The sequence below is a fragment of the Robinsoniella sp. RHS genome, assembly GCF_001029355.1.
Classification (GTDB): Bacteria; Bacillota; Clostridia; order Lachnospirales; family Lachnospiraceae; genus Robinsoniella; species Robinsoniella peoriensis.
In genome coordinates, this window is sequence record NZ_JNGB01000021.1 from 29,666 (window position 1) to 42,507 (window position 12,842).

General features: G+C 42.9%; 8 protein-coding genes and 1 tRNA gene. 8 read left to right on the forward strand and 1 reads right to left on the reverse strand.

Annotation, left to right across the window (positions count from 1 at the left end; all coding sequences use genetic code 11):
- The first annotated feature begins 52 nt into the window (after positions 1-52).
- Positions 53-125: transfer RNA gene (locus RHS_RS12255), tRNA-Lys, on the forward strand.
- Between the two features lie 307 nt (positions 126-432).
- On the opposite strand, the gene RHS_RS12260 is transcribed toward RHS_RS12255, so the two are convergent.
- A complete protein-coding gene (locus RHS_RS12260) occupies positions 433-1,467 on the reverse strand; it encodes a LacI family DNA-binding transcriptional regulator (RefSeq protein ID WP_027296523.1) in 1,035 nt (344 codons plus the stop codon).
- A gap of 730 nt (positions 1,468-2,197) precedes the next feature.
- Here RHS_RS12260 and RHS_RS12265 point away from each other — a divergent pair.
- From RHS_RS12265 to RHS_RS12295, 7 genes are all read left to right on the forward strand, one after another.
- A complete protein-coding gene (locus RHS_RS12265) occupies positions 2,198-3,148 on the forward strand; it encodes a sugar ABC transporter permease (protein ID WP_027296525.1) in 951 nt (316 codons plus the stop codon).
- Between the two features lie 17 nt (positions 3,149-3,165).
- Complete coding sequence (locus RHS_RS12270; RefSeq protein WP_044289734.1) at positions 3,166-4,071, forward strand: carbohydrate ABC transporter permease; 906 nt, start codon at positions 3,166-3,168, stop codon at positions 4,069-4,071.
- Between the two features lie 63 nt (positions 4,072-4,134).
- Entirely contained in the window at positions 4,135-5,778 is a 1,644-nt protein-coding gene (locus RHS_RS12275) for an extracellular solute-binding protein (RefSeq protein ID WP_044295483.1), read from the forward strand.
- A 24-nt stretch (positions 5,779-5,802) separates the two neighbouring features.
- Entirely contained in the window at positions 5,803-7,341 is a 1,539-nt protein-coding gene (locus tag RHS_RS12280) for an alpha-L-fucosidase (RefSeq protein WP_395022205.1), read from the forward strand.
- A 30-nt stretch (positions 7,342-7,371) separates the two neighbouring features.
- Positions 7,372-9,246, forward strand: coding sequence for a glycoside hydrolase family 20 zincin-like fold domain-containing protein (locus RHS_RS12285; protein WP_242849168.1), 1,875 nt, complete (start codon positions 7,372-7,374; stop codon positions 9,244-9,246).
- A gap of 41 nt (positions 9,247-9,287) precedes the next feature.
- Positions 9,288-11,792, forward strand: coding sequence for a glycoside hydrolase family 2 protein (locus tag RHS_RS12290; protein WP_047833340.1), 2,505 nt, complete (start codon positions 9,288-9,290; stop codon positions 11,790-11,792).
- Positions 11,793-11,800: 8 nt separating this feature from the next.
- Positions 11,801-12,841, forward strand: a complete 1,041-nt coding sequence (locus RHS_RS12295) for a glycoside hydrolase family 18 protein (protein ID WP_044289735.1) — start codon at positions 11,801-11,803, stop codon at positions 12,839-12,841.
- The last annotated feature ends 1 nt before the right edge of the window (position 12,842 follow it).

A 12,842-nucleotide genomic window follows, 5' to 3' on the forward strand; every position in this document is an offset into this window, starting at 1 on the left:
TGGCGAAAGCCGTAAGAAATATAAACCCATAGTATGGTTAAAAATTAAATACGGGATATTAGCTCAGTTGGTAGAGCACTTGACTTTTAATCAAGTTGTCCGGGGTTCGAATCCCCGATGTCTCATTACTATAAAATAGCGGAAATGTCTGTAAATACAGGTGTTTCCGCTATTTTGGTTCAGCTACAAGTTAGTCATATCTGACACGTTAAGAAGTCGTCAAATATCGTTACAAAAATGACTTTTTTATTTGGGCACTTTTGGAATCCCTGATATTACACCAAATAATTAATTGGAAAACCAATCAACAAGGCTTTCCAATTTTTTGCTTACATCACCGCTTTTAGTATACACACAATTGTCAGAAAGCATTTTCTAACACGCTCTCGGAAAACAATGATAAACTAACGCGCTGTCTGAACGCCGTTTCATTCAATGATACAATATCTCAGAATACAGATAAATAACCTCAATAGGTGTGTCCGGATTTTCAATCCGGTAAAAAAGCTGCCTGATCAGACGCTTTCCAAGAGCTGATGTATTAATGTTAACGGTTGTTAAGAAATCCTTCATATCAATATAATCGGCAATATTGTCATAGCCTGTCAGGTTCACCTCTTCCGGGACCCGGATACCCATGAGCATCAGCTCCTGGTAAACTACATGGGCAACGAAGTCACTGACACACACAAAGGCATCCGGCAGCTTCCGCAGACCGGATAAATAATTATGGATTTCTTCTACATAAGTTTCTATTCCAATGGTACCTGTCTTGCAGTAAGCAGGATCAATATGGGACGCATGCCTGGTTATGGATGCGGTGTAGCCTTCGTAACGCAGTTTGTTAGTCAGGGCATAGTTGATATCTCCGATAAATCCGATCTTTTGGCGCCCTGAGGCAAACAGATAGTCGGTAATTTTTTCTACGGAGCTTTTGCCCTCCAGCAGAAGCATGTCTCCAGTCAGTGTATCCAGAGAAAAATTGGTTACGGCATCCAAAAATACCTTTGGGATTGGAAGTCTGTTTAAAATGGACAGGAGCTTTGCATCGTACACGTTTAGAATAATAATCCCCTGTACCTGACCGGAAGTGAGTGGTGGCGGCAAAATATAATCCTTCGGGATTTCGGTAGGGACGTAGGTGTACATAAGGCTGCATCCGGCTTGTGTGACCTCTTTCGCAATTTCATGTATGATATTGCTCCAGAACACGGAAGAATCGGGTCTGGACACTACGACGGATATAGTAGCACTCTCGTGACTGGTATTGGTCATTAGAGCCGGATTTGCATGTACTGTATTATTTGTAAACTGTTCCGGCAGTGGGTAGCCAAGCAGGGCAGCTTCCTTTATAATCAGATTGCTCTTAACTTCGGAAACGCCCGGATGATTATTCAGTACCTTCCAGACGGTGACACGGGAGACGCCTGCGGCCTCTGCAATATCCTGCATAGTTGGTTTTTTCATATTATATACCTCGCACATCATGTAAGATGTCTGCGTGAGAACGGAAACGACTCGACTTTAGCAGATATCTTTTTTTATTATTCTACCAAATCACAGGAGGTTTCGCAATAGGTTTTGTTTAAAATGTTAAAACCGATGTTAAAAATAAGAAAAAATGTAAAAAAAGATTTATAGGAAAATGCGTATAACAATTTTTGCTAAGCAGCCGGATCATTGTTTCCAAGTAAAAGAATTGAAAGTAAAAAGATTTTGGAAGCAGAAGGTTTTAATGCATTTGGAAGTAAATTTAAGAAGCAGAAGGATCGCGGATAATTCGTATGAGGAAAAATCCGCTATCTTTTTCTGCTTCTTATTTTTTGTACATCGTTTTTCCTGTTTAGTTATGTATGATATTTCTGCTTCATAGTAAAGGATTGCAGCATTTATCTAATGAGTGGCTCAATAATACTTCATATTCTGCTGCGTAAATTAGATATGTTTAATAAGAAACAATTTTAACAATATGTTAAAAAACTTCATTTTCAATATACATTATATAATAAAAAACTCTTTCTAAATTGTGCAAAATGTTAAATAAATACAAAAATGAATTGTTTATATTGACAAATATATATAGCATATGTAAAATAAGAGCAGATATAGCAGTTATCAAATGTATAATATTTATATATTTTGTTAAAAAGCTATGTTAAATAATATTGAACAATAAATAGAAAAGGAGAGACAGAAAATGAAAAAAAACGATAAGGTTAGCAACAAACCCCTTAAAGTGAAGAAAGTACGAAGTAAATCTGCAGTAAGGGGGGACATCTCTTTGTGGATGTTTGTCCTGCCAGGATTAATTCTGACATTTATCTTCAGTTATATTCCCATGTATGGAGTACAGATTGCGTTTCGGGATTTTAATCCAAGACTGGGGTTTTTGGGAAGTCCATGGGTTGGGTTTAAATACTTTATCCGGTTTTTTGAATCTCCTTATTTTGCATCTACAATAAAGAATACCTTCTTAATCAGTATCTATTCTCTGGTTGCCGGGTTCCCCATTCCGATTCTTCTGGCTTTGGGACTGAATTCTTTTAAGCATAAGAAATACCGTAAGGTAATTCAGACAGTTACCTATGCACCGAACTTTATTTCCGTGGTTGTTATGTGCGGTATGCTGTTGTTATTTCTTTCACCGGATGCCGGTATTATCAACAAGATACTTTCTTTTTTCGGCATTGCACCGATAAATTTTATGGGAGACAAGTCTTACTGGAGACACATCTATGTATGGTCCGGTATTTGGCAGAGCATGGGGTGGAATTCGGTTATTTATTTTGCGGCTCTTTCGGCAGTCAGCCCGGACCTGCATGAAGCAGCAATTATGGATGGTGCAAATAAATTCCAGCTTATCCGGCATATTGATTTACCAAGTATTATGCCCACCGCAATTATCCTATTGATTATGAGCTGTGGAAGTATTCTTTCAGTAGGGTTTGAAAAAGTATTCCTGCTGCAGAACGACTTGAATAAGAGCGTATCTGAAATTATTTCTACCTATACATATCAGGTTGGTCTTGTTGAAAATAATGTTTCCTATTCAGCGGCAATTGGTCTGTTCAATTCGGCGGTCAATGCAGTGATGCTGATCACTGTAAATAAAATAGCCCGTAAGTCTTCGGGTATTAGTTTGTACTAGAGAGGAGGAATTAATTGATGAAGAAATTCAGACAACAGTCAGCAACCGATAAGTTCTTTGATATTTCCCTGTTTATCATACTGACAGTTATTTTAATCATTGTAGCTTATCCCCTTTACTTTATTATAATTTCCTCCATCAGCGACCCCAAGGCAGTTGCCAGCGGAATGGTAACATTTCTGCCGGTAGGAATTAATTTTGCGGGTTACCGGGAAGTGTTTAAGAATTCTTTAGTCGTATCGGGATTTATCAATGCAATCGTATACACAGCATGTGGTGTCTGTGTCAATCTGGTCGTGACGATTCCTACCGCCTATGCCTTATCCAGAAGCAGGTTCGGCGGAAAGACAATCGTGACCTGGTTCTATATGATTACGATGTTTATCAGCGGTGGTATGATTCCGACCTACCTGGTTGTCAAAAATCTGCATATGCTGGATACTATGTGGTCGTTAATTCTTCCGGGGGCACTTAGTGTCTACAATATGATTGTTGCCAGAACGTTTTTTCAAAGCAATCTGCCCGAGGAACTGTGGGAGGCAGCCAGTGTGGATGGTTGTACCCAGACAAAGTTTTTCTTTAAAATTGCTTTACCGCTGTCCAAATCAATTATTGCAATTATGGTGCTGTATTATGGTGTAGGACATTGGAACTCTTATTTCAGCGCATTGCTTTATTTGAAAGATGATGCAAAGTTCCCGCTGCAGTTAGTGCTTCGTTCCATTCTGATTCAGAATCAGGCGGCCCTTGCCCAGCAGGTGACAAGTGTTTCAGCCCAGGTAGCACTGGAAGCACAGCGGCAGTTAGTTGAACTTATGAAATATTCGCTGATTATTATTTCCAGTATTCCAGTCATGATTATGTATCCCTTTGTCCAGAAGTATTTTGTAAAGGGAGTTATGATTGGGTCAGTTAAAGGGTAACACATAACATGCTAAGTGTATGTGGCAGTCAAAATAAAAATCTAAAAGAAAAGGAGTATGAGTATGAAAAGAAAAAGAGTGTTGGCAGTTTTAGTATGTGCAGCAGCCCTTACTGCAATGGGTATGGGAGGATGCAGCAAAAACAGTGCTTCATTAGAAGCAGCCGGTCCGGCTAATGACAAAGTGGATGAAGATGGAAAGGTAAATGGTGTATTTTACGAAACAGGGCTTCCGATTGTTGATAAAGATGCCTATAGTTTTTCACTCTTCTGTGATGACTCTTCTGAAAATGGTGAGTACTGGATGATGGATGAGATGGAAAGGCAGACGAATATCAAGGTGAACTTAGAGTATTTCCCAAATGAGGTGGCAAAGGAAAAGTTGTCTCTGGCATTAAGTTCGGGAGACTATGCGGACTGTATCGGTGGATGGCTGTTCCAGGACAGCGACATCCTGAAATACGGTGTTGACCAGAAGATTTTCATTCCCCTGGAAGACTATTTTGAGAAATATGCGCCAAATATTATGAAGATTCTGGAAAGAGAAGGCGTCAGAGAAGCAATGACAGCTCCGGATGGACACATCTATACCATACCATACGTAGTAGATGCTCCGCTGGTAGATTATGAACCTTTTATCAATGAAAAATGGCTGAAAAATCTGGGGCTGGAAATGCCGACCACCACAGATGAGTTCGAAAAAGTATTGATGGAGTTTAAAGAAAAAGATGCCAATGGAAATGGGGACCCAAATGATGAGATACCAATGTCTTTTGACCCGAATAATAAACATATTGGTTATCTGTGCGGATATTTCGGTATGCCGGTGGATAATTACGGAATGAGTATGAAGGATGGAAAACTGATCTTCGGAGCCAATAGCGAAGAATATAAGAATGGCATTAAATGGCTTAAAAAGTTATATTCCCAGGGGCTGATTGATCCGGAAGCATTTACGCAGGATTTAAGCCAGTGGAAGGCTAAAGGTTCCCAGGACCGCTATGGCTGTTCTATGATGTATGCCAGCAATGATATTGTACCGTATCTGGCGGGAGAAGAACCAGATTTTAAACCCCTTCCTGTTTTGAAAAGCCCGGATACGGATAATCCTGTATGGCTCAGAGCTTCGGATGGAGCTTCTGTTATGAAGACGCAGGTTGTTATTACAGATAAAGCGAAGGATGTAGGGGCAATTGTCAGATGGTGGGATGATTTATTTGAATTTCAGAACTCTGCACAGAAGTTGTCTGGTCCTTTAGACATATGCATTTTTAAAGATGGGGATGGATACCGCGCGATTGATAAGGCAACCCTTTCTCCGGAAGATGAAAAGAAGTATTCCTGGGCGAACCTGTTCCCACAGTCATTGCCGCATTACCTGCCCCAGGGATTCAAATTTAAAGAAGATGTGCCGATGTATCCGGAAAAAGACAAGGCAGATGAAGTTTATAAGCCGTATTTGACGGAAGCAATTCCATCTTACTGGGTATCCATAGATGATTCTGCTAAATTTTCCGATATCCAGACTTCTCTTCGGGATTTCATTGCCCAAAAGGCAGCAGAATGGATTGCGGGACAGTCAGATATTGATAAGGAATGGGACAGCTATTTAGAGCAGCTGAATACACTGGGTCTGCAGGAGTATATAACAATACGTGAAAAAGCATTGCAGACAACGGAGGAAGCAGTAACGGAAACAGCACAATAGAAAGATAAGCAGTAAGGAGGCACCATGAGTGAAGAAAGTATGCATTTACAGGAAATGTTAAGATCAGAAGAAAAGGCAGAGGACATTAAGGATGCAGAAGACATTAAACTGGCGAAAGAGAAAAAGGGTGCGAATGACATAATGGATGCAAAAGACATAAAGGACGTAGAAATAGAGGACGCAAAAGATGTAATAGAAGAAATAGAAGAAACAGAAGAAACAGTAGAAGACAAAGTCGCTGCCGGTGTACATAATTACAGTGCAGAAGAGGAATATGTCATGCCGGATGATCCAAAGGTTCTTCAAAAGCTCCAGTGGTTTCAGGATCAGAAGCTGGCGCTGATGATGCACTGGGGAGCTTATTCCCAGCTTGGTCTTGTGGAGTCCTGGGCACTGTCTGATGCCGATGCAGAGTGGTCCAGGGGTGGTGTTGACTGGGAGATTACAGGCGAAGAGTTTAAAAAGGAATATTTTAATCTGAACAAAACCTTTAATCCGGTTCGCTTTGAACCGGAGAAATGGGCAGATCTGGCGAAAAGAGCAGGTATCCGGTATTTGATTTTTACAACCAAACACCATGATGGCTTCTGCATGTGGGACAGTGCTTATTCAGACTATAAAGTAACGGCAGAGGATTGTCCGTTCCATACCCATAAATACGCGGATATCTGTGCCCACCTGTTTGAATCCTTCCGAAAGAGAGGAATCGGTATCGCCGCATATTTCTCAAAAGCGGACTGGCATGTGGACAGTTACTGGAGTGATGGATATGCAAGGGGTAACTATATGCACAGAGGACCATCATATGTACCCCTGGAGCATCCGGAGCAGTGGAAAAAGTTTGTTGATTTCACCCAGAATCAGATAAAGGAACTGGCAACGAGTTATGGAAAACTGGACATTATGTGGTTTGACGCAGGCTGGGTCAGTGATATCGGGTTAGGAGAGACTATAGAAGAGATCCGGAAATTCCAGCCTGGAATGCTTTGCGCGGACCGCACTATGGGTGGACCTTATGAAAACTATATTACACCGGAACAGTGCGTTCCCAAGGAACCCCTGAACGTACCATGGGAAAGCTGTATCACCCTTGGCACTTCCTTTTCCTTTGCTTATGAAGACCGTTATAAAACCTGCCGGGAAGTGATAGCGCTTTTGGTGGACATTGTGGCAAAGGGAGGAAATCTGGCTATTAATGTGGGACCCCAGCCGGATGGCAGACTTCCAAGAGGCGCTGTGGAATGCCTGGAAGATATGGGAAAATGGCTTTCGGTTTATGGAGATGCCATTTATGGGACCAGAGTATGTGCTCCTTATAAAAAAGATGGAATTGCATTTACAAAGAAAGAAAACTTAGTCTATGCAATTGAAACTTTTGATAAAGAATCGGATCCGGTAAGGGCAGAAGTCTGGATTCCTTATGAGGGAACAGTGACATCCATAACGATGCAGGATACCGGGGCAGAGGTGGAGTTTACCAGAAAAGATACCGGTTATGTTCTTCATCTGCAGGAGTACGATAAAGAAACAGCGCCGATTGCCAGGGTTTTTTGCCTGAAGTAAAAATAATGGAAGTAGTTTAAGGAGGGATCAATGGAGTCTATGTATATATTACCGGCACCACAGAAAATTATGAAAAAGGAAGGGGCTTTTGCCCTTCCTCATTATGGAAAGATCGAGATGGACGCTTCCTGTCCACAGGATGTATCTTATGCAGCAGATATTTTAAAAAGAGAGATTCTGGATTTTACCGGAATGGATTACAGCTTGAGCCGGGGAACTAAGGGGACAAATGGGGGAGCAGAAATTGTTTTAAAATTAGAGGATTCACTAAAGGAACAAAGCTATGTTCTGGTAATCCGGGAGGAGGGAATCCAGATTACCGGAGGAGGATACCATGGAATTCTTTACGGAATACAAACGCTGCGCCAGATAATCCGCCAGGAAGGCTGTGTATTGCCGCTTGTTGAAATCGAAGATGAACCGGCAATGGAGTTTCGGGGATTTTATCATGATGTTACCAGAGGCAGGATACCTAAACTGGAAACGTTGAAAAAGCTGGCTGATACGTTAAGCTTTTATAAGATAAACCAGCTGCAGCTATACGTTGAACACAGCTTTTTGTTTGAGGGGCTCAGCGAGATGTGGAGAGATGACACGCCGCTGACGCCAGAGGATATTCTGGAACTGGATGCCCACTGCAGAAAAGCAGGGGTGGAACTGGTACCGTCTCTGTCTTCTTTCGGACATTTATATAAGCTTCTCAGCACAAGAACTTATGAACACCTTTGTGAACTTGCGGATCCTGTGAAGATGCCGTTCAGTTTCCGGGGACGTCAGATGCATCATACCCTGAATGTCACCATGGAAGAAAGTTATGAACTTGCAGTTAAAATGATTGAAGAATATATGCCGTTATTTACCTCGAAGCAGTTTAACATAGGCGCGGATGAAACCTTTGACCTGGGAAAAGGAAAAAGTAAAACTTACGCAGAGGAAGCAGGCATAGACCGGATGTACATTGACTACGTGAAGAAGCTTTGCGGGTATCTTGTGGACAAAGGATATCGACCTATGTTCTGGGGGGATGTAATCTGCGGATTTCCGGAGCTCATGAAGGAACTTCCAAAAGAAACCATTTGTTTAAACTGGGGATATGCATGGAATCAGTGTGAAGACGGAACAAAGGCATTGGCAGAAGCCGGGGCTACCCAGTATGTTTGCCCGGGTGCAGGTGGCTGGAATCAGTTTATTAACCTGATGGAATCTGCCTATATGAATATCAGCAGAATGTGCGCATTTGGCGAAAAGTACCGGGCAATCGGTATGCTGAATACGGATTGGGGTGATTTCGGGCACATTAACCATCCTGATTTCAGTATGCCGGGCATGATCTACGGAGCCGCATTTTCCTGGAACCGAAAAGAAATATCATTTGAAGATATAAACCGTATGATTTCTGTTCTGCAGTATCAGGACAGATCCGAAAGACTGATGTCTGTCGTCAGCCGTATGTGCAGACATGCCGTATTTGACTGGGAGATGGCGGTGCGGTTCCAGGAATTGACGGAATCCGGAATAGAAGATACCTGGTGTATGGAACGGATTAAGTCAAGGGAAAAAGAAATTCTTAAGGCAGAGGAAGAGAATAAAATTCTTAAGTCAGAGGAACTGGAACTGAAAAAATGTGCAAAAGAGATGAATGCCGGACAGAAGAAGGCGGTTCATGATTTCCTGATAGCGGCGGAAGGTATTGCAGTGCTGAACAGTATGGGATTACTAATCTATAAGAGCAGCTTTCAGGGAATGACCGGATGTGCGGATCAGGCAAAAGTGATTGCACAAAAGTTGGAATGCTGGTTCTGTGAATATAAAAAAATGTGGAGAAGTATCAGCAGGGAATCTGAATTGTACAGAGTTTCCCATGTGATATTCTGGTTTGCCGATTTCTTACGGGATATGAAATAGGAAAGCCGGAAAAAAAGTAATCCAAAGAAACGAGGAATAGCGTGATAAGACTGGAATTAAATCATGGCTGGAAAATGAGACCTCTGGGAGAGGCATTCCAGGAAGCGGAGGTTCCGGGCAGTGTCTATACCGACCTGCTTAGGAACGGGAACATGGAGGATCCGTTTTTTAAGGACAATGAGATCCGTGCCAAGAAGCTTATGAACAAGGACTATGAATATGTGTGCCGGTTTGTGTATGAACCGGAGGATTTTAAAGATTGTGAAAGGATACTGCTGCATTTTGACGGTTTGGATACACTGGCGGATATCTATGTGAACAGCCAGAAGACAGGAGAGGCATTCAGCATGCACCGGATCTGGGAATATGAGGTGCAGGATATATTGAAAGCCGGGGAAAATGAATTAAAGGTGGTATTCCACTCACCGCTTCAATTTTTGGCAGAGGCTTATGAAAAGTATGGAAACATTGGAAATGAAGATACGGTAGAGGGATTTATGCACCTGAGAAAAGCCCATTACATGTTTGGGTGGGACTGGGGTGCGTGTCTCCCCGATGCAGGGATTTTCCGCCCGGTATCGCTGCTGGGGATCCACTCTGCCAGAATTGATAATGTAAGGATTCATCAGGAGCATGAATCCGGGCAGGCAGTATTAACGTTTTCTGTGGAGGCAGAACAGAACAAGAAGAGGGACGGACATAGCTGTAATACAAACAGAACGGCAGATAAGAATCTGATCCGGGCAGAACATTCCAATCAAGAGGGGCTGCATTATACGATTCGTATTTCCGATCCCGACGGCAGGATTTTGTGTGAAGAGTCAGAGACCGATAGGTTTACCGTGGATCATCCCCGGCTATGGTGGCCAAATGGTATCGGAGAACAGCCTCTCTATGAGATTAAGGTGATACTGTATGATAGGGATGAAGTGTTAGATATCTGGCAGCGTAAAATAGGGTTGCGGACCATGACGGTACGCAGGGAAAAGGATCAGTGGGGAGAGAGCTTTGCCCATGAAATAAACGGAAAGACAATCTTTGCCATGGGGGCGGATTATATTCCGGAGGATCATCTGGTGGGGCGAACCTCACGTGAGCGCACTTACCGCCTTTTAGAACAGTGCAGACTGGCTAATTTTAATTCAGTCCGTATCTGGGGGGGCGGTTATTACCCGGAAGACTGGTTTTTTGATGCCTGTGATGAGATGGGGCTTGTAGTGTGGGAGGACTTCATGTTTGCCTGTTCTGTCTATGAACTCACCCCGGAGTTCGAAGCTAATATCCGGGAAGAATTTATCACAAATATCAAAAGGATCCGCCACCATGCTTCCCTGGGGCTCTGGTGTGGTAATAATGAAATGGAAATGTTTGTGGAACAGCGCTGTTGGGTGACGAAGCCTACTGAAGTCCGGGACTATCTGTTTATGTACGAGAAAATGATTCCAGAAGTTTTAAAGGAACATGATCCGGATACCTTTTACTGGCCGGCAAGCCCCTCCTCAGGGGGATCTTTTGACTATCCAAATGACCCGGACAGAGGGGATGTGCATTACTGGGAAGTCTGGCATGGAAATAAACCTTTTTCGGAATACCGCAAATATTATTTCCGCTATATTTCTGAGTTTGGGTTTCAGTCCCTCCCTTCTTTAAAGACGCTGGAAGAAATTACAGATGATCCGAAAGATTTGAACCTGTTTTCTTATGTCTGCGAGAAGCACGAACGGAATAATGGGGGAAATGGAAAAATTGTGAAATATATGCAGCAGATGTATTTATACCCCACAAGCTTTTCAACTTTGATTTATGCATCCCAGCTTTTGCAGGCTGATGGGATCCGATATGGCGTGGAGCATTTTCGGAGAAACCGGGGCAGATGTATGGGGACGGTGTTCTGGCAGTTAAATGATTGCTGGCCGGTAATTTCCTGGTCAGCCATAGATTCAAGCGGTAGATGGAAAGCACTTTTGTATTATGCGAAACGTTTCTTTGCACCGTTTATGATTTCCTGTGAGGAAGAAAGCTGGATGACCCAGGAAGCGGATATGAACCGCCAGCATTTCCACTTTGAGAAGTCAATCCGGTTAAATGCAGCAAATGAGACATTGACGGAGCGTACCGTAAAAGTACGGTGGGCTTTAAGAAATGCAGATGCAGCGATTCTTCGCCTGATGGAGGAAACCATAAAGGTTCCAGCACTTTCTGCGGTCTGGATGGATAAAGTGGAATTGCCGGATCTGGATTATATGAATGAGTATGTAAGCTATGAGGCAGAGGAAAACGGAGTTGTGATATCGGAGGGAACCGTCCTGTTTACTTACCCGAAATATTTTCACTTTCAGGATCCCGGCCTAACGCTGCGTACAGAAGGCGATGATATTGTTGTGACGGCAGATGCTTATGCAAAGAGTGTGGAAATTTTGAATGAAGAAGAGGATCTGGTTCTGTCTGACAATTATTTTGACATGAATGCAGGAGAAAGGAGAGTGACTGTCATTAGCGGCAGGACCAGCGGTCTGCGCGTCCGCAGCGTCTATGATATTCACTGATTGATAAATTGGATAAACAAATAATAGGCTATATTTATACAAATCATTTACCCGGGCTTACGGTTGAAGATGCAAAGATGCTTTCCATTTTAAACCTCTCTTTTGGAAAGATTGAAAACGGAAATGTAATCTGTGATCTGGAAGAATATCGGGACTGTCTCTTAAAGATCAGAAAAGAAAGCCCGGATTTAAAAATGGTGCTGTCCGTTGGCGGATGGGGAGCAGGGGGCTTTTCCGAAACAATGGCAACAGATGCCGGAAGAAAACAATTTGCCCGGTCCGCACGGAATTTGGTTGAACGGTACCAGCTGGACGGGATTGATATTGACTGGGAGTATCCTTGTATCGGAATCAGCGGAATTAAATCTTCCGGAGAGGATAAGGAAAATTTTACACTTATGCTAAAAGAGCTTCGGCTCAGTCTGGATCAGATAGAAGACCGTCATTGTCTTCTGAATATTGCCGGCGGAGGGGGAAACTATTTCCTGCGGTGTACTAATATGGGGGAAGCGTCAGCATATCTGGATTATGTTCAGATTATGACTTATGACCTGAGGGGCGGATTTACCATTGAGACTGGACACCACACGAACCTGTATGACAATCAGGCAGATCTGATGGATGTCAGTACGGACCGGGCAGTGCAGGCTTATCTAAAAGCAGGTGTACCAGGGGAGAAGCTGGTGATTGGGGCAGCCTTTTATTCCCGGATGTGGAAAGGGGTTCCGGATGCCAATCACGGATGGATGCAGATGGCGGAGTCTACCGGCGGATATGGGCCGGATTACGGGGAGCTTGCTGACCGGTATATTGATAAAAACGGATTTAAGCGCTATTGGGATGATGAAGCAAAAGCACCATGGCTGTTTAACGGAGATACGTTTATCAGCTACGAAGATGGGGAATCCATCAGCTGTAAGGCGGATTATGTAAAAGAGCATGGTCTGGCAGGAATGATGTTTTGGGAATACAGCTGTGATTCGACGAAAACCCTCACCAGGATTATCCGGGATTCGTTTTGTAATTCCAGCGTGGCACGTTTGCAGTAAA

Bases quoted from the DNA above. Each gene is read 5' to 3' on its own strand.
- RHS_RS12280 (WP_395022205.1), top strand. From the start codon at position 5,803: ATGAGTGAAGAAAGTATGCATTTACAGGAAATGTTAAGATCAGAAGAA.
- RHS_RS12260 (WP_027296523.1), bottom strand. From the start codon at position 1,467: ATGAAAAAACCAACTATGCAGGATATTGCAGAGGCCGCAGGCGTCTCC.
- RHS_RS12285 (WP_242849168.1), top strand. From the start codon at position 7,372: ATGGAGTCTATGTATATATTACCGGCACCACAGAAAATTATGAAAAAG.
- RHS_RS12265 (WP_027296525.1), top strand. From the start codon at position 2,198: ATGAAAAAAAACGATAAGGTTAGCAACAAACCCCTTAAAGTGAAGAAA.
- RHS_RS12275 (WP_044295483.1), top strand. From the start codon at position 4,135: ATGAAAAGAAAAAGAGTGTTGGCAGTTTTAGTATGTGCAGCAGCCCTT.
- RHS_RS12270 (WP_044289734.1), top strand. From the start codon at position 3,166: ATGAAGAAATTCAGACAACAGTCAGCAACCGATAAGTTCTTTGATATT.